Genomic DNA, 22,338 nt, shown 5'->3' on the forward strand with positions numbered 1-22,338 from the left:
GCCCGCTCATGGCAGGCAATTGACTCAATGGGGAAATGTATACTCTCTATTACACGCACAACATGCGTTGGATGTAGGCGGATAAGTTAGTACAAAGACAACATAAAGCAAATTTTGTAAACAAATGGAGCGGTAAGTCACAAATACAGGACATAAAAAAAGCCTGCACAGGGCAGGCAAATTATATCGCAGGGTAATAGTATCCATCTCTTGTGCAGAAGCAGCGGCAGCAGCGGCTGTGTTCTGATGGAATTCTACATGACCAACATTAGTTTCACCATAAAAAGAGGGGCAACAAAATATTACAAACCGTTTACCCTCGCCTCACATTGACTCAGAAGCCACCAGCATGATTAACCCAATCGACTCACACATCATTACCAGCAACGCGGCCATATTGCCAGAAACAGTGACCTGCCCCCAGGATTAAATACAAAACTCAGTTAGTAATGTCGGATTCTTCACTCTCAGAATTACCCTTTCTCCAGCTCGCTGCAAATTCAGACGGCGTCTGATAATTCAGCGTGGAGTGCGGGCGACATTCGTTATAATCCTGACGCCATTCGCTGATGGTTTTCCTGGCATGACTGACGTCGCTGAACCAGTGTTCATTCAGGCATTCATCGCGAAAGCGTCCGTTAAAACTCTCAATAAATCCGTTCTGTGTCGGCTTGCCGGGCTGGATAAGCCGCAGCTCTACGCCATGCTCAAAGGCCCATTGATCGAGCGCGGGGCAGGTAAATTCCGGGCCCTGATCGGTTCTTATCGTAGCCGGGTAACCACGAAACAGCGCAATGCTGTCCAGAATACGCGTGACCTGCACACCTGAAATCCCGAAGGCAACAGTGACCGTCAGGCATTCCTTTGTGAAGTCATCGACGCAGGTAAGGCACTTGATCCTGCGGCCAGTAGCCAGCGCATCCATGACGAAATCCATCGACCAGGTCAGATTGGGTGCCGCCGGGCGGAGCAGCGGCAGACGTTCTGTTGCAAGCCCTTTACGACGACGTCTGCGTTTAACGCCCAGCCCGTTCAGATGATAAAGGCGGTACACGCGCTTGTGATTAACCAGAAGCCCTTCACGGCGCAGTAACTGCCATATGCGGCGGTAGCCAAAACGCCTGCGCTCCAGTGCCAGTTCAGTAATGCGCCCTGATAAATGGGCATCAGCCGCCGGACGCTGAGCGTCATAGCGGCAGGTCGACAGGGACAAACCAGTCAGCCTGCAGGCTCGACGTTGCGACAGACCGGTCGCATCACATATCAACACCACGGCTTCGCGCTTTTGGTCTGTCGTCAGTACTTTCGCCCCAGAGCCACCTGAAGCGCCTCCTTATCCAGCATGGCCTCGGCGAGCAGCTTCTTAAGGCGGGCGTTCTCCTCTTCAAGCGACTTCAGGCGCTTAACCTCAGGCACCTCCATACCGCCATACTTTTTACGCTAGGTGTAAAAGGTGGCGTCGGAAATGGCGTGCTTACGGCAGAGCTCACGGGCAGAAACCCCGGCTTCGGCCTCGCGGAGAATACTGATGATCTGTTCGTCGGAAAAACGCTTCTTCATGGGGATGTCCTCATGTGGCTTATGAAGACATTACTAACATCGTGGTGTATTAATCAACGGGGAGCAGGTCATAATGTATTGATATTCATAGTTAAATTTCTCTCCATCCTGAATAAAGCTAAGTCCGTGATTTAAATCGATGGCTTTTTTCAAGTAACGGCAGAGCGACATAAAGCTTTAGAAAAATGATTTACTTAAAGTCTTCAGTTAAAGATTCAAGCTTTCTGTTCTTTACAGATGAAAGCAAAGAGGCCGCTTCTGGCACAAAGCGGATTAACTTCAGATTAATGCCTGCTATGAGCGAAAAGAGGAAAAAAGATGATGCCGCGCAACATATCTTCTTATCGGGATTGAAAGGTCATGATACTAGGCGTATCAAAAAGACGGCACTTTTGCCATTCTATTAGGAAATGGAATTATGGCGGACAGAAGACCACTCAATCCTGGCGTAGTTGTTCCTAAACCTGGCGGTGGTACCCAGCCCCGCGATCGTAACAATGATGGAAGAGTTCGAGAGAAGCGCTCGGATGCGGATAAACCACGCAAATAATGACTAGCCGCCTCTGGGCGGCTCTTTCTTATGATGATCCAGCCGTGAGCAGGATTCACCCTAATACTCAAGTGGGTTGTTGATAAGTCAGCGTCCGCTTATGGCACAAAGCGGACATTGATGGCTTTCAAGATTCTATCTGTATTGCCTGCCCCGCCTCCTTTTTACGCCTGTAAAAGCACCGACAATGCAATGCTGGCCGCCAGATCATCCCGACGCTCTGAAAGAGCCAGAATTCTGCTGGCAACGTTCTCCGGCGTCACTGGCTCCCCACCAGCAACCAGCTCCCAGACAGCCTTCCCCATTGCCATGCATGCTGTCTGACACACCTGTTCCTCAAATTCCCTTTTTATGCTTCATCTCTTGCCTAAAGAAGCAGAATCTAAACCATTCTGCTGAACCGTAAATTCAGTGGTCTCGATTAAGGAGCACGCCTTCCAGATTCCCGCTGGCTTTCCTGTGAAGAGCCTGGACGTTAGTCCAGCTACGAACAAAGCTGCCGTCGCTTCACTTAAAATCCATTCTACGACATCCAACGATGAACTGTATTACTACCCTTAACTCACTTTTTGCATGCTCCGCAATTAACCCGGCAGCTCCGGAAAAATCAACTGTAACAGACTGAAAAGACATACTTAATTTTCACTTTTCTGAATTGTACCTGATTGAAAATGGCCTCCTCTAAACGGTTGTGCATGCCGAATCATGCATCCCACTTTTAAGCAGGAGTTCAGATGTTATTCAGAAAAGCGTCCATGGCTTTGCTGGCCACCACAATTTTGTGTACCAATGCGATGGCTGAGGATACGGATGTAAGGCCTACCATGTCTTTTGGTTACCAGCGTGGCCATATTAAAGATTTTGGTGAAATTCAGGGCGGAAACTTCAGGTTTCAGTACGAGACATCATCACCGTGGGGTTTCATGGGATCTGTGTCGGTGATGAAGAAGAACTGGCAGGATGCTGACACTGAGTGCAGAAGGAGTAATGCACAATGCAAAGAGAATTATAATGCAAAACATCGGTTAGACAGACAGGCAGAATATTACTCTGCTCTGATCGGCCCGACCTATCGCATCTCAGAGAAACTCAGCGTCTTTGCCTTAGGGGGGATTTCGCATACGAAAGTAGATAATCCATTAATCTTCGATGATCGCAACAACTCTCAGATGAAAAATGGTTCCACTTCATCCAACCAGTTTGCATACAGCACAGGGCTGACATTTGATGCAACCGAAAATCTGGCATTAACTGTGGGCTTTGAAGGATCTCAGGCCGCATTTGCATCAAAAAAACATAAGATGACCAGTGTCTTCGTCAATGCGGGATATCGCTTTTAAGTATTAATTCAGTGGCTCGTTCCGGACGAGCCACTTTCAACTATTGCCTGGTGCTGCTGGCCAGTCTATTTTTTTCATTACACTTGCATTCAGCCTGTATACTTCAGCTAAATGTTTTTTCCAGGCGTCGAGTTTCTGTTTCTCTTCTTCATTTAGTCCGTATACATCCTGCACTACCGCCAGCATGCGTATTTCGGTATCGGCTTTTTCCAGCAGCGCATTCTTTATTGCCTGATTATCCTCAATAGTGCTGTATTCCTGTTCAGGGATATCCGTCCAGACGGGCATTCCTTCCTTGCCAGACCCACGCTGTTTCCCTTCTGGGGGGGTACCGGTAAACTGTTGCCAGACTTCATCAGAAACAGGAATAATATCCTCCTGCCAGATACCGTTTCCTCTGTAAGCGGCCTCCTCATCCAGAAAATAAAAGGCATTACTTTTTGCACTGAAACCCATCTGCATAATCAATACCCCATAGCCAGCCAGTAGAATGCGGGTTCACCATTGCCGGCGTGCAGGGTAAAGTTTAATTGATTAACATCTGATATAAATGAATTGTCTTTACTCATTTTATGTCTGCCACATTGCGTAATTAATACGAGGGAACAGTAGTTGGGAAAAGCTGCCGGGTAATTAATCTCGCCTTTGCTTGTTTCATGCAGTCCTCCCTGAATAACGAGCTTACTGACCGGATCTTTCCAGATGAAAGGGAAGCCTTTTGTCTTATGAACAAATGATGCTGAACGGCCTGCCAGCCATGAATGCAGACTTCCGCCGCTCCATGCTTCTCCAGCAATATCGCCTTTAGTAGTGACTTCTGCTTTCCCAATCTTCAATGGCATGTCGGTGCTCAGTGAGCCTTCAACGTTTAACGGACCTTTTACTTCCCCGCCGCTTACGGGAATATAGCGGCGATCAAAATTACTCCAGTCAATATGCTGCTGGTTATTACACAGGATCCAGGCATTCAGAGTCGCATTCCACTCAACTTCATTTTGCTGGCAGCTGCTTAGGGTACCCTTCCTGAGTTCTCTGGCGTCATCGTTTAAGACCGGACAGGCCGGGAAATCACCGACACGGAGTTTGCATGCCCCTGCATTAGTCGCCTGTGTGCGAAAGAACAGACGCATGCCATCTGTGAGCTTTGTGACGGGTGGCTGGCAGATCAGATGAAAGTTATCACCCTCGCTTTTAACTTTGCCACTGTTAAGACGTCCCTGCTGCACAGCAGCAATGATGCCATCCTCAGGAAGAAAAGGCGCATCCTCAGCCATATGTATCGCTGAAGCATCAATGGATAATGCGCCGCTATCCACGGTAATTACCCATGCTGCCGTATAACCGGGATCCGGTGTCGGGGCTATCTGTTCACCTTTTCGGGCGGCCATACCCGCTTTTAATGAGACATGACAGCCACCGGATCTTACCGTGTTTTGTGGTGCGCCGCTGTTATCTGGTCCGCTGAAAGCGATCGCCGGATCAGCAGCATTGTAATATGGCAGCACAGCGGGCCCCGTGTCAGTGTCGGCATAAGCCACCTGAATGAGGTAGTTGATGCTGTGCCCCTGCATGGCGGGTGCATCAAGCCTGAAAAGGCAGGGTGTCAGACTCAGACCCTGCTTCAGAATAGTATTGATGTTATCGGCAGCCAGTGACGAGTAAGGCGTGCCATCAATATGCTGCAGGGAATAAATCTGCCCCTCCCCGACCTGAACAGTCATGGAAGCCGGTGCGGAAGGCTTACATACCAGACCACATAGCCAGGTACTCTCACCCAGAAAGGCTGACGCCAGTTTCGCCAGCCCTGTCATGGCGAATTTATTGGTATTAAGCAGGTCGGTTTCGAGCGGAATAGCGCCCGGATAAACAATCTGACGATCCATAAAGTTACCCATTAAAAAAGGCCACCTTCAGGGTGGCCATTGCATGATTGTTAACGAAGGAAGAGAGATTAATGAATTCTCACCCAGACCAGCGTGCCTTCCGGTTTGACGGCTTCGATCGCAGCATAAATCTGTGCATCCGTAACACTGCCCTTAACCATTCCCCGGGAGACATATTGGGCGCGCGAAGCACTGCCATAGCCCGCTGTTGAAATTCCGTAGCCTGCCACCTGGGGGATGCCCTGACCGCGCGGACGACTGACGACCACAAATGCCTGGTAAGGCAGACAATGTGATCCATATCCACCCGCAGCACCATAACCGATTGCAGGTCCGCCATACGCACCTGTATCTGCAGGGCGTGACGGCTCGAACACGACTGGTGTGTTCCCGGTCAGCATCTCAATAATGTTGGTAACGGCCTGACGCGTACCCCGCTCGCGAAGCAGATTCGTTTTTATCTGGATCCGGAAGGGGTCATCAGACATACCTGCACGTCTGGTCAGGCTAGTGCCAAAGAAGTCATAGGCTGCAACGTCCAGCCAGCCATCACTCGCCGTGGAGATGCGAGTCTGCTTATGTGCGTAGCGATAAAGGGTGTAGCACCAGGATAACGCGGTGGCACAGGCTGAAAGCACACCTTCGAAAATCGGTGTGTCATCACTGAACCAGCCTGGCGGCAGCAGCGCATGAAGCCGGTTGAGAAAGTCGTTCCTGTCACCTTTAGCCATTCAGCTCACCGTAATCTGACCTTTGCGAATAACCTGTTTTGACGAGGCCGCAAGGTCAGCTTTACCGTCATTGAGGGTAAGGTATGTCACGTTCGTGACCAGTGGACTGGCCGCATAGGCCACTCTGATGATCCGGGTGTAGGCCAGAAGCTGTCCGGGATGAAGGTCTGCAATGTATTGCGATACGGCCGCCTCAATCAGACCGGCCACCTTAGAGTGATCTGTTTCATTATCTGTCGTAAATGAAAGTATGACCTTTGCATAGATGACCACCGGCCTGAAAACCCCAAAGGCGATGGTAAATCCGCGCACATCGTCAATAGCCCTGTATGCACGATCAAGCAATTCGCGTGGCGGCATACCGCTGCCATCATCAATAACGGCATAAAAATAGCCCGGCTGTGGTCTACCGTCCCAGGAGACATTCTCGGTCAGGGTAAAGCTGACGCCGCGCTGAACATTGCTGAGCGCAAACGTAATCGCCGCTCTTGTGGCTTTTGATAATGAAGCGATCCACATTCTGAATCGCGCGCGGAAATCGTCGTCTGATTCAGCGTCCTGACCGCCCACAAACGCCGCTGGGTTAGTCACCTGATCGACATATAACACAGAACCCGTAATAAGGGTGACGGTACCCGGCTGCGCATTACCTGCAGCGCCTGCGGTATCTGCCCTCACCGGTACCTCCAGGGAAATCACACCCGCTGCGATGACATAGCCCGACTGTCCGGGCCGGTCGGCAATAACCGTGTAGCTCTGTGTGCCATCGAGGGTGGTTATCTTTGTCCCGACCGGGATAAGGGCCTGGCTCGCGGGGGTAAGACGGGAGAACGTCACGTTACCGGCAGCCTGTACAGCAGAGCGACGGAAAAAACCAAAGTCTGCCATCCAGCTGTCCAGGTCTTCGCCGGAGCATGTCGCCGCGCGGGTTGTCACCAGCAGCTTTACAATCAGCTGCTGGAGCCACATGACCACACCGGCATTGGATTCAGCCAGTGAACGCAGAATGCTCCCGATGGAAAAATCCACCAGCTTTGCTGCCCGAGCCTGTATCGCTGTGACCTGTTCGCCGACGAGTTCAGTGAAGGATTTGACGTTGAGCGATGACATCCGCTTACCTCGCGACATCGAAGTGGAGAGTTTCTGGCGTGCCGGTCAGGGCATCGGTGTAGACAATGGATACGCTGACGCCCCCTTCTATCAGGACCAGTTTCACTACTGGCGGTGGATAGTGCGCGACGGCCTCTTCAAGCAGCATCTGGCCGCTGATGAGCGCCTTCCACTCGCCCGGCTGTACAGCTTCACCGACTTTTTTACCCAGCCCGGCACCGTATTCAGGATGAAACAGATAATCACCGGGGTTGGTCAGCAGTCGTCGCAGAATACGTTGCTTCGTGCGAACGCTGCCCAGAGCCGTGCGCAGATCGCCCGTAGAGGAGGGCGCAAGATCTCCTCCGGTAAAATGATAAAGGTCGTGCATAGGTTACCGTTGCAGAGTGGCTTTGATTTGCTGTTCTGGCGGGGCTGTAAAGTTGCCCTGACCTTTCTCGAGATGTGTGTGACCGCTATAAACGGTACGAATATGATGAACCGTGCCATAGCGACCATTGTTGTCGCTGATCTCTTTACCGACCGTCAGATTTTCATCTATCCGGACGTCGCCACCAGTAAAGTGATGTGCTGGTGCGTCATAAATGAGTTTTTCCTTCGCACTCAGCAGGACGTCCCCGCTGTTGAGAAACTTTAAAAGCGATCCGCCCTGATGCACCAGCCAGAATTCACCGGAAGGGGGACCCGGGCAGCGGTCTTCATCGTTATAAAACTGCCCTGCCGCCATACCAACCCCGGCCAGGCTGGAATCAAACTCAACCTCAGCTACGGCACCAATCATCGGCCCTGCCGCAAGCCCCCAGCCGTTTCCTGCCCATGGCGTGCTGAGGGGGATCCAGCCGGTTTCCTCACCCGTCGGCTGCAGCAGTACCTTCACTGTGTAGTTGTCCGGGTCATAGGCCGTGATAATGCCCTGACGTGTGCCCCTCTCACCCGCATTGCACTGGCGCGATGTCGCCGCCATGATATTCAGCAGCGCCCTCACCGCTCAACACCCGGCGCCGTGCTGTGGTTCTTACCCGACATCTGCATGGTGTAGCCTGTTTCCCAGCTCAGCGTACGTCGCACCCGATCACAATGGTAAATCTGGTCGAACGGGCTTTGTGTACCCTCAATACGTACATGCATGTAAGGCATGAGCAGGTTGTCACCTGCCGTTGATCCGCTGACGTTCATCTCGTGCTGTATCACCTGCCGGTAGATGGACTGTGCCAGCGCATGGGCGGCTTCAGGCGTTAATCCGTTACGTATGACACGATAAATCTGCGTGTCAGATGAGGCGCTTCCGGGAACTGTTCGCTTACCAGGGTTTGGGTAAGAGGCACTGAACTGTTTATTCTTGCACTTTGCATTCCAGCTGAGCACCTCAACCGACACTCCCCTGGCAATTGTCAGCGCACGTGAAAATGTCAGGTCATCGGAGACATGGCAGCGGGGATACGCCTGCTCACCGGGAGGCTGCCAGCGGATAACATAATCATCATCACCCGCAGGGTCGCGTCGGGGTTCGAAATGCAGGCTGTCACCTTCCACATAAACCGAAAAGTTTTCGATGCCCGCCAGGCTGGTTATCAGGTCCCATTCCGTCTGTTCGCCTGTCAGGTGTGTCGAATCGATCTTATAGTATTCACCGACGCGCTGTGTCGTCGCCGTCACAACCGGTGTCAGGCCGTGACGCTGCGCCAGCGTGGTGACTATCTGTGAACTGGTGAGATTTTTAAAGCTTTCACCCGGTGTCTTCGCATCAATTAGCTTTGCGGTGAAATCGCGCCCTTCTGCTGAAATCTCAAAGCGTGCCGGTTCGTAATGCCAGGTATCAATGCTGCCTGTGATGTGTCTTTTCTCGTTAACACCGGTCTGGGTTACTATCGAAATGAACAGCTCGGTCCTGATCGTGGTCTGCACCGCCCACCAGTTAAGCAGCTGCATGTCCGGCGGCAGCGCTGAAATTGCCAGCGTTAGCTCAAACGTCCCTGCACCACGAAAGGCATTGTTCTCAACGCTGAATGATACAAATGGCACGTCTTTGTCATTTAAAACACAACGCCCGCTGACTTGGCGGGCGCCCGATTCGGTAATGGGGTTGCTGACGTTCATCGCTAACTCGCCGGGCTGGTGGGTATTTTCAGCGTGTGAATGCCGCTCAGTTGCGGATCGGCCAGGTCATTGGCATCGGCAATACTGGTCCATAAAGAGGCGTCCCCATACTGCTCTGATGCCACCTTATACAGATTGCCACCGGACAACGTTACCGCTCTGACGCCATTGGCGGCCTGCCCTGAGTTTACATTTTTGTTGAGCCTGCCCAGCACATTCTGAAGATGATACAGGGCCGGAATGCGGGTCGCGTGGTCTGACTGAAGAAGCAGATTACTGACGGTTTTTGATATGGGATTGCCGGGTACCAGTCCACCCAGTGAGGTAATCTCCAGAGTCGCAGCCTCAAGCAGTGCCAGCTCATGCTGAATGATATTCCGGGCAGCAATCAGGGGTCTGACAACGGACTGAATCTGCGCAACAGTAGCATGCGCAAAGTCCGTTACCTTCTTAACCGCCTGATGCAGATTTCTGATTGCCTGCGTAACGGCATCAACGTTGATGATACTGGCAAGGCCCAGCGCGCGGCCCAGGTCGCTGTCAATCAGCTCCCGCAGCGCCCCGGTCAGGGCATCCACTTTCGCTGGCGAGCCCTCATTGCGGACAACCGCGACCTCAATGGAATAGGGGCGGCGCCAGACATATTCGTAGACCGGACTGAACGCGGTGATGACCACCGTGAAACGATAGTCATCGAGCGTCAACAGAACCGGGTGCCCGGCATCCCGCATGCGTTCAAGCGCGCTGACACGCTCACCCGCCTGCGAGCCCGTGATGATGCCAGACCAGGTCAGTGGCTCATACTCCGTGCCCAGCACATCAATAATGCGGTGGCCGCCAATCAGCTGATGCCGGACGGTTTTCTGTCTGCCGTGAATGACAACCTGTTCGGGGACCTCAAATTCCATAAACTCGAAGTCGCCCAGCATAAGCCGGGTAACAGTCGGATCGATACCCTGAGCAAACTGCGTGAGAGAATTCAGAAGGGACATACTGCGAGTGCCTGTTTCAGATATGACTGACAATGAAAAATAGGAGCCGCCATCTGCCGGGAGGCATGCGAATTTTCAGAGCCTGACCGTTCAGGCTGCCTGCAAAAGATGTCCGGACATCAAATATGGTGCAAAAAAGCATCTACCCAGACGTTATTCAGTCCGGATTTTATTCTGCTGCAGGTCAGCCAGATGATGACTGTCATTTATTCCGGCCAGTGCGATGTTGACGGCCTCTTCCAGCAAGTCATAAGTAACCTCGCCAGTCAGCACCCTGTCCCCGATAATGGTTGTCGGCGTACCTGAGTAATGAAGCCGTCTCATTAACGCCTTATTCACTTCGATAATGTTCTGTGTATCAAGCGGATAAGTTGTGACTTTCATTCCGGCAGCATGCAGGGCTGAATAAATACGCAGGTCGTCACCCATACCGCTGTCTGACATCAGCGCATGGTGAAAAGCATGGAATTTTTCAGGTTCTTCGATCCAGACGGCTAGCGCCATGCGCGTAACAGCGGTTGACGCTTCCGGACCGTATGAAATCAGTTTGTAGGTGATCGCAATCTGAGGATAGGCCTTTAAAAGCTTTTCCAGATTACTGTCCAGTCGTTTGCAATGAATACAGTCGTAGTTCACGAAACTGACAATTTTCAGTACAGGTTGCTCAGCACCAACGACTGGAGAGAGCGGATCGTTCAGCAGTTTATTGCGCATCAGAGCATCTGTCTGCGATGGACGCTGCGGCTGTTCTGCGGTAATGCCAGTGTTTGCCTGATGATGCGCCACCCCGGCAGTTGCCTGCCCTGCGCCCATGAGCATCAGCAATAAAACGAATTCATTAAGCATTATCCTGCTCCACAGATAATCTCACAGTTGCCATAACGGAACGCAGTGACTGCGATTTTCATTACCTCACTAACAGTGAAATCAGCATGGCCAAAGCGGCGTTCAGAATTCTGAATACCGGAAGCTGTGAAGGTGTTAGCTGAAGAAGAGGCATATAAGGCCTGCCTGCAGGGATGTGGTTCAAACCAGGCTGTCATCAGGGCAGAGAGAGGCTGCCAGCCTGACCGGGATACACCATCAGCATGGATGGATCGAAGGTGCTGGTGGATGACGGTGCTCTGGCTGCCTGCTTACTGATGCCACTCATGACAGTGGCCACCAGTACCTGTCGACCTTCATGCGTCATCAGCAGATTTACGGGCTGCCCGTTATTAACGCCAGAAACTGGCGGTATCGGGGGATACCTGCCGGTTTTACGAAACGCCTGCTCACGAAGATGCTGTCTGTCGAAGTCCGCCTGGGCAGGCATCCAGGGTTTATAGGCAACGCCGTGGTCAAGCGCATTCTGACGTGCCAGTCTGCCACGCTCTGCCATTTCCCGGCTCTGCGATACCGTGCTGCCCGGATACAGGGCGGCAAGCGTTACGGCAGAGATTATGCCCGGCAGACCGGTCAGCGCGGCGGTGAGTCCTGTCAGACCTGTAGTGGCGCTTCTGCCAATAAGCAGGTCAATGCCCCAGCCCGCCAGTTTAAGTGGTGTCAGCAGTGCGCCCGCAGCATGTCTGATGAGCCAGAATCCGCCACTGATGCCTGCAAGGCCGGTCACGGACAGCGCCGCCTGCCCCGCAAACTTCGCCATCTCAGGATGCCGGTGCGCAATGTCTGCCATCTGCTGAAGAGAGTGCGTGAGCATGTCTAGACCCTGTGTGAAGGTGTCCAGCAGGCCGCCATCTTTCCCCATCACCCGCTGCAGGTCCTGCCATTTCTTGTGAAAGTCGATCGCTTTGCCGTTGTAAGTGCTGCCGACCGCACCATAGGCATCATTCAGGCCGCGCGCGACTCCGTAGGCATCAATGCGGTGATGAATGGTCTCAAGCTGTTTGTCGATGAGACTGAACATCTTGCCGCCGGTACGCCCGAATATCAGGGCGTTCTCACGCTGCTTCTGTTCTTCGGTGTAATGGTGCCTGCGGTAGAGTGGCAGGATGACGTTTTCATAGTATTCGACAGGCGACTGGCTGAAGAGCTGCGCGTTGATAAGTGGATTGCCCCGGAAACGCTTCACGCCGCCCAGGCTGTTGAGTTCAATCTTGCTGGCATCCCAGATGCCCATCGTCATCAGGTCGTGCGTAACCTGATTAGGCAGCTTCACAATCCCGTTTAACCGGTTGTAAGCGGTCATCAGCGCATCACCCGCTGAACTGCCCTTCAGTTCACCTATAATCGGCTCCAGCTCAGCAAACAGGGCTTTATTGCTCAGGTTGAAGGCAGAGGTGCCCGCTTTGGCCATAAACTGACGGTACTGGGTGAAATCGACATTACCGCCTGAAGACTGTATGGCACGGAACGCCGCGTCCATCAGTTCGTTGAAGCGCTCCGGGCTTTTCAGTCCACCCGCCGTCTCGGTGAAGCGCAGCATATCCATCTGTTTTGCGGTTGTGGCTTCACGCTGATGTTCATCCAGCCCGCGGGAGGCGAAGGTGATACGCGCCAGCACCGGTGCCGCCAGTTTTGCCGCGCGCAGCTGCTCATCCAGCGTTTTTGCTCCGGATTCGCTGAATACCCCCTGCGCTTCCACAAGATATTTCATTATGTCAGTGGCCGAGGAGCCCCGGATACGGGTAGTTTCAGCGAAACGTTGTGCTTCATCTGTCGCAGCCTGACCCATGCCGAACTGTCTGAACTTCTCGGTCATGGTCTGGTAGCGGGCTGCCTCATCAACAAAGCCCTTCAGCATTCTGAAACCCAGATAGCCGGTGGCCAGATTTGTCATACCCTCTGAAAAGGAGCCTCCGCCGGGAGGGTGTCCATCACCGCCACCACGCCCTGCACCGCCGCCGCCCCAGCCCCCCGGGGGCACGCCATTATGCCAGCCATGCCACCAGCCACCCTGTCCTGAAGGCGGAGGGAGTGCGAGCCTCCCGCCAGGGCTGCCATATCCACCGCTGCCACCTGCAGCGGCGGCCCCCGCTGCCAGAACGGGCAGTGTCATGGCTGCACCGTAACCACCTGCCAGCAGCGGGGCATTACGCGAGGCCCGGTTGATACGCTGTGTCTGGTCAGCAATCTCGCGGATGGCACCGGCATATTCACGCGCGCCGCGTGACGCACCAGAGAACTCATTATTGAGGGAGCGATTGAGCGCCCGCAGCGCAGATGTTGCCTCGCGGGCCGCACGGGTCAGTGCTTTGATGTTCCTGGTGATGGTGACGAACTTCTTATTTAGCTCAATCGCATCACGGCTTACCTGAAGCAGGTTGCGTGTAATCTGGTCATCCAGTGCAAGGCGCACGGCTACACGGTAAGCCTGAATATCCATAGGAACCTCGTTTTATGTGCATAAAAACCCGCCGCAGCGAGTCTGTTTGCGGAGCTCAACATACAAAAGGGATACTGAACTTTAACGTTTAACTGTCGATAATTGGCTTGGACCCAATTATAGGAGCCTCAGGCTATGGATAAGCTCTCCCGGTTATTTGAAAAATCCCGAGATGTTCAGTCGCTTTATAAGCGAACAACTGACACTCAACTCAACTTTATCGCGACAAAATGCAATCGAGACGAAGTGGCGGCTATCCATATCAGGCTGAAGCTATTTCGCGCAGAGTTTGCTGTTTGCCCCGAATGGGACGGTGACACTCAAGACCAGATATGGGATGCGATCGAGACACATAAGCGCCTACTTCTGCAGATTGATTTGCTAAAGAAGCCATAAACAGTGCTAATTCACACTGAATAATTAAGGCTGACTGCCGATACTTAAGGCATGTAATTCAAGGAGAACGCTCAATGGAACAACCAAACCCTCTCGCAGTCCTGTCCTCAATCATCTGGTTTTTGATGTTTATCCCATGCTTTCGCATGGCTCAGAAAGCTGGGTTTGGCTGGAAGATGGCGTTGCTCCTGTCCTGCCCGGGCATACATTTCGTTATGCTCTATGTCTTCGCTTACAAGAAGTGGCCAAATGCGCCGTACCGATAAGCGCTTATCCATGGCTTTTAGCTAAGATTATATAGACATAAAAAACCCGCCGTAGCGGGTTAGAATGCTAAATTTATCTCTTTAGCGATTCCATATAGTCCATGGCTTCAACGAATGAAGAGCATTGTTTCTGCAATTCATCACTTAACATGTGCAATTTATCTTTGTTTTGTTCGCACATAGAACCAGCCTTTGTGACTTGATATGTCGCGGATATCATTTTATTAACAGCCTGAATACACTCTTTGTGTTGAGGGTTACCCTCACACACCGCTTCCGGGGAAGCCCTAAGATTATTCACCATGTCATTTGCATAACCTGAAGTGAATGGCAGTAAAACCAGTAATGTACCTATTAAAATCTTTTTCATGTACCTACCCGAAAGTGGAATAGTGAAAAAATCAGCCTTAACTTAATGCAATTTCGCTTAGATAAAAGCTGCCCGCAAGTGGCTCAACATCAGATTGGCTTTTACACTCTATTTGTAATTTATAGATAATCTGGGTTCCTTCCACGCTAAAGCAATTAGTGCCGAATAGTAACGCATGATTTAACTGGTAAATCACTTCATCACTTAGGCCAAATGCACATTTAAATTTCTCAATAGCATGGTCCATTGCAGTTTTGACGTCAGGAACTCCTAGTAAGAAGATTATAATTGGTGCTTTATCTTCGCCTGTCATTCGAGTGCCTTTCTCAAACCTAGCAGCGTTCAGATTATATTTTTCTGCTCTTAACAGTCTTATTGGCTACACGCACTGTATAGCCAGACAGTGGCAGCAAACCAAGCACTATCGACAGAAAATTTTTTATTTCTTAAGTATCCAATGACTCCAACCCGAAACATCTTATCAGGTAACCTTAACAAAAACACTGAGCATCATTCCAATATGCGCCGATCTACTAGTTTTTGTAGGTTGGAACTGGAGCCGAGACATAAGCACTGGTCATCTTTCAGGATATGCTATCGCCTTGAGTTGGTATAGAATTTATCTTATGATGAACAGTAATCAACATTCACGCTAAAGTTTCATCCAACCATGCCGATACAACCTTACACGCGTAACCAGCATAAGACTGGGTCGTCAATCGTTTACCAGGTCAATAGCAGAAATCACTATGACAGCAGAAATTGCCGTTTTCAACAGTACCGCACTGGCTTTAGCAGCAGATTCAGCAGTTACTATAAATAACAATGATTTTGTAAAAATCAACAATAGCGCCAATAAGTTATTTGAACTTTGCAAAAAGCATCCTGTGGGAATTATGATTTTTAATAATTCAGCTTTGGCAGGAGCTCCGTGGGAATTGCTTATAAAATCCTATAGGCTGAAAAATGCAAATACGCCTAAAGACACTATAAATGATTACGTCAGTGACTTAGTTAACTTTCTTCAAGAAGATAAATTACTAATCAATGACTACATGCGGATGAAAAGTGCTCAAACACTATTTTCACGCCAACTTGCTGAGTTTACTCAATACATCACTCAAACCAGCATGGTTGCGCTCATGCAAGCCAATTCTCTTGCAGTGACAGTATTGGATTTTTATAAGCTATTAGATGAAAAATTAGATGAGGAGATTTTAACGCTCAATAATAAAAACTTTTTTCCTACGATGAATGAAGATGATTATATTGAAGCGTTAGAGTATGTCTCATCATATGTGCAAGAATCCTACGTCCAAATCATTCCAATTGACCCTTCTCAGCCGGTTCCAGAGTCGACTAGAGAAAAATTAGTAAATTTCGCCGCTCTTTTGATTTGCAAACAAAATAACACTAAGTCGTTTACCGGTATTGTTATCGCAGGTTATGGGGAAAAAGAATATTATCCTGCAATAAAAACCATACACATCTATGGTCTGTTTAAAGAAAAATTACTTTACATAGTCGACGAAGATAAGACCAAAACCAGTGATCCATATCAAGCAGGCATTTGTCCTTTTGCCCAAGAAGACGAAGTTGTGACCTTCATTGAGGGATGTAGTAGAAACGTTAACAACTTCACAAACACCCTCGTTCATGAGCTTATTCTTAAATCTAGAAATAGTCTTGAGAATTACATTTCCGATAAGCTTAGCCCAGAAGATTTTAATGAGTGCTTACGTGTTTTAGAGCAAGTGCAAGACAATTACTTCGAAGAGTTTAAGCAGAAAAAACAAGCATTTATAGCAAGCAACCATGTAACAAAAATGCTTTCAATGCTCAACTCTTTAGAGAAGGTAGATTTAGCCTATATGGCTGAATCTCTTGTAGATATCACTGCTTTTAAACGCCGTATATCTAACGACCATGAAACGGTTGGCGGCCCCGTAGATGTTGCTGTAATATCTAAGGGAGATGGGTTTGTATGGATTAAACGTAAACACTACTTCCCTAAAGAATTTAACAAAAGCTTTTTTGACCGTAATTCCTAAAATACACATGAGGAGAAATTATGACAGTACAGCAAATGCTTGATAATGCTTACAAAGCCTTGGCACAGCAAAAATTCGGTGTTAGCAATGGTTATGTTGTAGCCGCTTTATCTTCACAAAAAAATTAAATATCTCATTTATGACAAACCCGGCTCTGGCCGGGTTTTTTTCACTTCAGTGCCATCATTTCAGTCCCCTATTCAGCGGTTAAATGACACCGATCTAATCTTTAATGCAAATCTCAAATCCGTTTAGAATAGCTTCCCTGCTTGCCTGCATCAGCGGGCCAATCCTCCGTATGTACGCCGGTCCTATGAACGGTCTCGGTGGTATGCGTTCAGTACCAACCTCCTGCCACAGCCCGATTTCACTTTTGGTCCCAACGATAGCTGCCAGACCCACAACTTCACTTTGGATAGATTCTCTGAGCTCGCCTGAACGCAGCAGCGGCTCGTCGTCACTGTAACCCCGGCGAACGCGATCGGCTTTGGTTGATTCAGCCAGCGGTGCCCAGGCATCAAAAGGCCCGTAGGCAGGCTGGTAAACGCCAATCTCTTCTTTGGCCGTTTCCTCAATCTCTTTTACGATGACGCGAAAACCCGACTCCAGTCCGGTGGCGATACGGGCTGATGCATACGATAGCTCCATTGCAAGCTGCTCAAGGTCCACTACTTACTCTCCTCCCAACTTCGTGTGCTCCAGTTGTAGGTTCCACCCTCGAGTTCGCCGATGACCACACCCATAGCGATGCGCTCATGGGGCATAAGCGCTGTCAGGCCCGGAAAAATCACACTGAACGGAACCCCGGCTTTCATCAGCCAGCACTGGTTAATAAACCCGGGGTTCTGCGCTAGTTTTTTGCGGCGGTCTCCGTGGCCTCATCTTCGTCGTCTTTCGACCTGGCACGAAGAAAGACGCTCACCGCTTTAAGTCCGTTTTTGCCCAGGATAGCGAGCATGCCTTCAATCTGCTTCGGGTTCTGTGGTAACGGGTATTCCTCGCCGTCAATGTCAGCCACGGCCGCTGCCGGAAAGGCATACATGTTCATGTACATCACGTTAATGGCCATCTCAGGACCTACCGCAACGGTCAGGCGGGATTCCTGCACCGGGTCCAGCTCACGCAGGGTAATGACACGCCCGCTGGCATCCCGGACCTGATTTGACTTCACTGGCGATTCCGCCACGGCGGGTGGCGTCTCATGCACTCTGACCTGCACCATTGTTTACTCCTCAGTTCACTTTTTTGCGGCGGTTGGCTGTCCATGACAGGGTCTGGTTCACCGTTTTCTCGCCCTGCTTGTTACCGGCATCGGTAAGGTGAAACGACACGCCCTCATAGCGGTACACGCTGACGGTGCCGTTTGCCTCGGTGATGGTTTCGGTGATGGTGCCGCGGGGCTGATCGATGCCGTTGTAGTAGTTGTCTTCCCACTTCGCCCAGAAGTCATCGAGCGTGGCATCCATGCGTTCAGCAGCGATGGTGCCATTCCAGCCGACGGGGATCTGCAGCTCGTCGGTAATGCCATTGAGCGGTGTGATTTTATGGGTCGAGACCTGCGGCTTTGAGTCAAAGCTCATGATTTTGGGAATGCGCAGTTTTCCCGTCGGCGTATTGATATCGACAGCAATATCACGCCCCACGGTATAGCCAAGGGTTGGCATGGTTTATCTCCGAAGTAATAAGTGAGGCGGTGTTCAGCGCGACAAGCTGTCTGAGACGGAAATGGACACGCTGCCGCCCCCTTCCAGGTTCACCAGGAAGTAGCGCACCACATTGAGGTATTTCACCTGCACATCGGCTGTCATGTAGCCCAGTGCCACGCGCGCATCCGGGTTATTGGCTGCATCAAGGCGCACCGCAAAGGCTGGTCCGCCATTCGGGTCGCCAATCATCTTCAGCGTCTCCAGATTCGACAGGAAAGACTCCAGCGTGCTTTTGGTCTCCCGGCGCAGGTCCGTGGTCTGGTTATCACCCACGACACTGCCGAAGCTCGCCGCAATGGTCAGCGACAGGAAATTGGTCATGCGGGTGTAGGTATCATCGTTCTGGGTCGGATTCGATGAGGTGTTGCGCCCGGAGCGCATGCCGAAGTAACTGCCGCCCGGACAGGGATTGGTGATGACATCGAGGCGGGCTGAGTTGATGGCCCCGATTTCCGGCACGGAGTAAGGACGCCCCGCCAGTTGCCGCTCGGTGGCAATGATGCCGGGGATACGTTTGTTGAGCGTGGAAACATGGGGTGCCCGGGCGGCAATATTCGCTGCCTCAAAGGTCGCGGGCGCAATCATGCGGTTTGTGCCGTTTGCGGTGTCCTTCCAGTAAGGCCAGTCACCCACAATCAGCTTGAGATGCCAGTCGTCCACGCCAGAGCTGTTGAGTGCTTCTGACACCGCCTTGCATCCTGCGGAGGCCGGGCCCTGGGCGATGGCATAGGCACCTTCAGAGCGCGCAAATGCTGCCATGGCGGGCCAGCACGCTTTATCGGTCACATCGGTAAGGTTGATGACCTGTGAATTCGTGCCACGCAGTGCGTACATGCCCTTACGGGGTGCATCAGTGCCATCCGTCCCCAGGAGCGTAGCATCCGTGATACCGGTCGCGCCGTCAGTGCCGCCGCTGAGAGTAACCTCTTTAACCGCGGCCTGTGCGGGCGCTTCAGATTCAGTGACTTTCGCACGTACCAGCTGGCTGGGGCCACGGATATTCATCTGGCCGTAATTCACGGCCTCTGCCATGGCTCTCCACAGCGCCTCCCCCTCACCCTGCAGGTTATCGAAGACTTCCGCACTCACGCCCGGCAGGCTGAGGGTCAGCTTTTTCGAGTTCACGGCGGTACCGCTGCCGATACCTGCAATTATCTGGTTTCCCCGCGTACCGCTGTAGAGTGCGGTCAGCAGCAGGCCTGATTTACTGGCATTTTCACAGAGTCTGCCACTGGCCGCTTTATCCTGACCGTTTGTCACACGCACACAGTTCAGGTTCGCCGCACCGAGCTGAAGTGAAATGGCAGCCGCTGTCGCCAGGTCATACTTACGGTTTTCAGGCGTGCCCAGAAAGAATGCAATGTCGTTATCTGACGTGATACGAAAGGCGCTATTTACCGGCCCCCAGCCTGCCACACCCACCAGCCCCAGCCCGTCAGTGGGTACACCGTTAATGTAACGTGCCCGGGGCGGAACAACCTGAACATACAGGTCAGGTGCCGTGAGTGCAGACGTGTTGAGGTCGCCGGTTGAATAAATCGGCATGAGAGAGACTCCGGATGAGTGAACTGATGCTGGAAAAAGGGTTTACGGTGTGGTCTGCTGGCCGTTAACGGTGACGACCGTGCTGGTCACCTCAGGTGCGGTAATGGCCTGGGTGGTGGCGTAATTCACGCTGAAAATCAGGTCGCGCCGGTAGACATGCCAGTTCTCTGACCTGTCGGAATCAGACTGCCGGGTATAAAGGAGCTGCGCGGGCGCGCCGTCGTTGAGGTCAATGTGACACTGTTCAGAGAGCGCCGTATCAATGGCGCTGCCGATGCGGTCCCGAAGGCCGGGCGCAGGTGCCCAGACAGTGATCTGAAAATCCTTTATCTGCCTGTGCAGCTCTTTTACAGCCGTGCCCGCGGTGGTAACGGAAATACTGAGATGCTCTGCCAGCGGGATGCAGACACTGCTGAGCACAGTGAATGACTTCGGCAGTGCTGCAGACAGCGCGTGTATTGCCCGTCCAGCCGTGGTTCCCGCCCGGAAATGGAAACTGAACGTTTTCCTGTTAAGGGTTATCTGCACGTTAGTCAGTGCCGACGCCACACCGGCAACACTTATCGCGGTGCCGTTCACTGTGAACTGCAGCGAGGGTTTGCCCTTCGCCATCAAACGGAACGGCCTGCCAAGCGCCGTGCTGATTTTACGCTCTGTCGGCAGTGGCCATACGGAGACGTGCACACCACCGTTCTCGATATCCTGCTGCAGTATGCCCGGCACCGGCCAGCCCGGATAGATTTTCACTGCGGCATTAATGATGCCCGGAAGCCCGCTGCCACCGGGATACACAACACCTGAAATACGCTCTGCCAGGTAACGGGCAACATCATCAGTGCTGGCCATGTTACACCGTCACCTGAAGCGCCGTCAGACGCCAGCCCATGTCGGTCAGTTCCGTGCCGCTGATGACAAACCGATGCCCGGCGTCATCCGTCACAAAATCCCCGGTATGGAGAGACAGGTCTCTGAACGCAGGCATCAGGATGCTGTGCCACGCGCTGCGCATCTCACCCGGCAACTTAAGCGGGCTGTGCTCACCGCCCCGGCTCAGCAGAATACTGGCGGGCCAGCCGGACATGATGAGCGCTTCATTTGCTGCAGTCGTGCCACCGTAATCCTGAAGCCCGGCATCATTACCCGTCTGAGCGGTACGACGGATACTGACAAGCCGCTCAGCTTTGACACACAGAATAGGCTGTAACAGCGGCATGGCTGCCACGTAAAAGGTCCCCTCTGTGGACACCAGGATATCGCCTGCCTCAAACCCCGCCGCGTCAAAGATACCAATACGGGTGTCCTGTCCGAAACGCGCCGCCCGCATATAGCCATAATCGGTGGTGAATGAGGCCGAAAGCTGTCGCAGCGGCTGCGCGTCGAGAGGGCTGAAGGGTGATGTCGCCCGGTAATGACGGGCCGTACTGCCCAGGCGTTTCGCGGCCTTCCCGTTACCCTGGTTTACCTTCGCCGCCAGCTGATGTGCGTCCATATCAGCACCGTGTCACAGTTGATACGCCATTGCCCAGCGACGGGCCCGGAGTGATGCCGAGCAGTCCGCAGAGCTGACGCCGCCACTGATTGTAGAGCCGCGTGCGGTCTGACACTTCTGACCGGTTGCGCTGCCAGACAGCTGCTTTATCCGTATCAAGGTTATCTGCTGCCCGGGTGATGCCACTTTCCAGACCGGCCAGTGTCGTCAGATAGTTCACTACGATGGCTTCCTCCTCAGCCCGCAGCGTAGTCAGCCGGTGAGCCAGCGTCTGGAACCGGCCTGATGTGACCTGTGCGTAAGCTGCATCACTGCGATCGTCAGGTGACGTGTCGCCGGTCATGGGATAGCCCATATAGCGACGTGCGTCGGCCTGCTGCTGGGGTGTCAGCATGTATGACCTCATCTGAAAGGACTTTGTCTGAAGTGGCTGACCAGGACTAACCCAGCAACAGGGCGCTGTGTTCCGGTTTGATGTTCTGGCATCCCCATGCCGCGGCGATTTCATAGCGCACACGGCGATACTGTCTGTACATGGAGACTTCAAACGACATGTTAGTGCGCGGGTCGGTGATCATGATGCGGTCATCCGCCATGTCGCCTTCTTCCGGCAGCGCCGGGGCGCGGGTAGCCAGGATGATGGCTGAACGGCTGAATGCGAAGTTGGCAGTGAACTTACTGACAATTTCCAGTTTGGTTCCTGGCTTAACATCTTCCATCAGTCCGGGCTCATGAATGTCAATGGTGTTAAAACTTTTAGCGGCAACGATATATTTGTGCTTCCCAATAATGACGACGCACCCTTCCTCAACGAACCCGGGCACGCTGGATTTACTGTTGTCGCCATCTGAAGGCTGGATTTTTACAGACAGACTTCCTTCCGGGCAATCCTCAGCAACAGTTAATGTTCTGTCCTTAAGTGGCTTT

General features: G+C 52.1%; 23 protein-coding genes and 1 pseudogene. 3 read left to right on the plus strand and 21 right to left on the minus strand.

What is annotated here, in order from left to right; translation table 11 throughout:
- Positions 1-439: 439 nt before the first annotated feature.
- Positions 440-1,560: pseudogene (locus ACMGGP_RS23130) on the minus strand (IS3 family transposase).
- 1,284 nt (positions 1,561-2,844) lie between these two features.
- Between ACMGGP_RS23130 and ACMGGP_RS23135 the strand changes: the two are divergent.
- Positions 2,845-3,450 (plus strand): Ail/Lom family outer membrane beta-barrel protein, encoded by a 606-nt coding sequence (locus tag ACMGGP_RS23135; RefSeq protein ID WP_498798969.1) that lies wholly within the window; start codon positions 2,845-2,847, stop codon positions 3,448-3,450.
- A 36-nt stretch (positions 3,451-3,486) separates the two neighbouring features.
- Here the strand turns inward: ACMGGP_RS23135 and ACMGGP_RS23140 are convergent, their stop codons facing one another.
- From ACMGGP_RS23140 to ACMGGP_RS23185, 10 genes are all read right to left on the minus strand, one after another.
- The gene (locus ACMGGP_RS23140; protein WP_099257122.1) at positions 3,487-3,912 is read right to left on the minus strand and encodes a tail fiber assembly protein; all 426 of its coding nucleotides are present in this window, start codon (positions 3,910-3,912) and stop codon (positions 3,487-3,489) included.
- A 2-nt stretch (positions 3,913-3,914) separates the two neighbouring features.
- A complete protein-coding gene (locus ACMGGP_RS23145) occupies positions 3,915-5,345 on the minus strand; it encodes a hypothetical protein (protein ID WP_498798970.1) in 1,431 nt (476 codons plus the stop codon).
- 56 nt (positions 5,346-5,401) lie between these two features.
- Entirely contained in the window at positions 5,402-6,064 is a 663-nt protein-coding gene (locus tag ACMGGP_RS23150) for a UCP028438 family phage-derived protein (RefSeq protein WP_498798971.1), read from the minus strand.
- Complete coding sequence (locus tag ACMGGP_RS23155) at positions 6,065-7,174, minus strand: baseplate J/gp47 family protein (RefSeq protein WP_498798972.1); 1,110 nt, start codon at positions 7,172-7,174, stop codon at positions 6,065-6,067. It abuts the gene before it with no gap.
- A 4-nt stretch (positions 7,175-7,178) separates the two neighbouring features.
- Positions 7,179-7,544, minus strand: coding sequence for a phage tail protein (locus ACMGGP_RS23160; protein WP_340278857.1), 366 nt, complete (start codon positions 7,542-7,544; stop codon positions 7,179-7,181).
- A 3-nt stretch (positions 7,545-7,547) separates the two neighbouring features.
- Positions 7,548-8,159 carry a hypothetical protein gene (locus tag ACMGGP_RS23165; RefSeq protein ID WP_498798973.1) on the minus strand — a complete coding sequence of 204 codons (612 nt, stop codon included), beginning with the start codon at positions 8,157-8,159 and terminating at the stop codon, positions 7,548-7,550.
- Positions 8,156-9,271 (minus strand): phage late control D family protein, encoded by a 1,116-nt coding sequence (locus ACMGGP_RS23170; protein WP_498798974.1) that lies wholly within the window; start codon positions 9,269-9,271, stop codon positions 8,156-8,158. Before ACMGGP_RS23170 ends, ACMGGP_RS23165 begins: the two co-directional genes overlap by 4 nt.
- Positions 9,272-9,273: 2 nt before the next feature.
- Positions 9,274-10,263 carry a LysM peptidoglycan-binding domain-containing protein gene (locus ACMGGP_RS23175; RefSeq protein WP_498798975.1) on the minus strand — a complete coding sequence of 330 codons (990 nt, stop codon included), beginning with the start codon at positions 10,261-10,263 and terminating at the stop codon, positions 9,274-9,276.
- Between the two features lie 153 nt (positions 10,264-10,416).
- Positions 10,417-11,109, minus strand: coding sequence for a thioredoxin domain-containing protein (locus ACMGGP_RS23180; protein WP_498798976.1), 693 nt, complete (start codon positions 11,107-11,109; stop codon positions 10,417-10,419).
- 196 nt (positions 11,110-11,305) lie between these two features.
- Positions 11,306-13,588, minus strand: a complete 2,283-nt coding sequence (locus ACMGGP_RS23185) for a hypothetical protein (protein ID WP_498798977.1) — start codon at positions 13,586-13,588, stop codon at positions 11,306-11,308.
- Positions 13,589-13,723: 135 nt separating this feature from the next.
- Between ACMGGP_RS23185 and ACMGGP_RS23190 the strand changes: the two genes are divergently transcribed.
- Positions 13,724-13,984, plus strand: a complete 261-nt coding sequence (locus ACMGGP_RS23190) for a hypothetical protein (RefSeq protein WP_498798978.1) — start codon at positions 13,724-13,726, stop codon at positions 13,982-13,984.
- Between the two features lie 339 nt (positions 13,985-14,323).
- Here ACMGGP_RS23190 and ACMGGP_RS23195 read toward each other — a convergent pair whose 3' ends face one another.
- The gene (locus ACMGGP_RS23195; RefSeq protein ID WP_425034163.1) at positions 14,324-14,620 is read right to left on the minus strand and encodes a hypothetical protein; all 297 of its coding nucleotides are present in this window, start codon (positions 14,618-14,620) and stop codon (positions 14,324-14,326) included.
- Between the two features lie 37 nt (positions 14,621-14,657).
- Positions 14,658-14,933 (minus strand): hypothetical protein, encoded by a 276-nt coding sequence (locus ACMGGP_RS23200; RefSeq protein WP_498798979.1) that lies wholly within the window; start codon positions 14,931-14,933, stop codon positions 14,658-14,660.
- 436 nt (positions 14,934-15,369) lie between these two features.
- Between ACMGGP_RS23200 and ACMGGP_RS23205 the strand changes: the two genes are divergently transcribed.
- Entirely contained in the window at positions 15,370-16,671 is a 1,302-nt protein-coding gene (locus tag ACMGGP_RS23205) for a hypothetical protein (protein ID WP_425034162.1), read from the plus strand.
- Positions 16,672-16,893: 222 nt separating this feature from the next.
- Here the strand turns inward: ACMGGP_RS23205 and ACMGGP_RS23210 are convergent, their stop codons facing one another.
- The 8 genes from ACMGGP_RS23210 to ACMGGP_RS23245 form a co-directional block, all read right to left on the minus strand.
- A complete protein-coding gene (locus ACMGGP_RS23210) occupies positions 16,894-17,319 on the minus strand; it encodes a phage virion morphogenesis protein (RefSeq protein WP_498798980.1) in 426 nt (141 codons plus the stop codon).
- A gap of 202 nt (positions 17,320-17,521) precedes the next feature.
- Positions 17,522-17,893: a hypothetical protein gene (locus ACMGGP_RS23215; RefSeq protein WP_498798981.1), complete on the minus strand. Its 372-nt coding sequence runs from the start codon at positions 17,891-17,893 to the stop codon at positions 17,522-17,524.
- A 10-nt stretch (positions 17,894-17,903) separates the two neighbouring features.
- The gene (locus ACMGGP_RS23220; RefSeq protein ID WP_033780351.1) at positions 17,904-18,335 is read right to left on the minus strand and encodes a hypothetical protein; all 432 of its coding nucleotides are present in this window, start codon (positions 18,333-18,335) and stop codon (positions 17,904-17,906) included.
- A gap of 33 nt (positions 18,336-18,368) precedes the next feature.
- Positions 18,369-19,922, minus strand: coding sequence for a hypothetical protein (locus ACMGGP_RS23225; protein ID WP_498798982.1), 1,554 nt, complete (start codon positions 19,920-19,922; stop codon positions 18,369-18,371).
- A gap of 42 nt (positions 19,923-19,964) precedes the next feature.
- Entirely contained in the window at positions 19,965-20,768 is an 804-nt protein-coding gene (locus ACMGGP_RS23230; RefSeq protein WP_498798983.1) for a hypothetical protein, read from the minus strand.
- 1 nt (position 20,769) lies between these two features.
- A complete protein-coding gene (locus tag ACMGGP_RS23235) occupies positions 20,770-21,411 on the minus strand; it encodes a hypothetical protein (protein ID WP_498798984.1) in 642 nt (213 codons plus the stop codon).
- A gap of 1 nt (position 21,412) precedes the next feature.
- On the minus strand, positions 21,413-21,805 hold the full coding sequence (locus ACMGGP_RS23240; RefSeq protein WP_045140032.1) for a hypothetical protein: 393 nt from the start codon (positions 21,803-21,805) through the stop codon (positions 21,413-21,415).
- Between the two features lie 46 nt (positions 21,806-21,851).
- The coding region (locus ACMGGP_RS23245) for a hypothetical protein (protein ID WP_498798985.1) at positions 21,852-22,338 on the minus strand (487 nt) is incomplete at its 5' end.

The sequence above is a fragment of the Curtobacterium sp. BNK-1 genome (assembly GCF_048685235.1).
Taxonomy (GTDB): domain Bacteria; phylum Pseudomonadota; class Gammaproteobacteria; order Enterobacterales; family Enterobacteriaceae; genus Pantoea; species Pantoea agglomerans.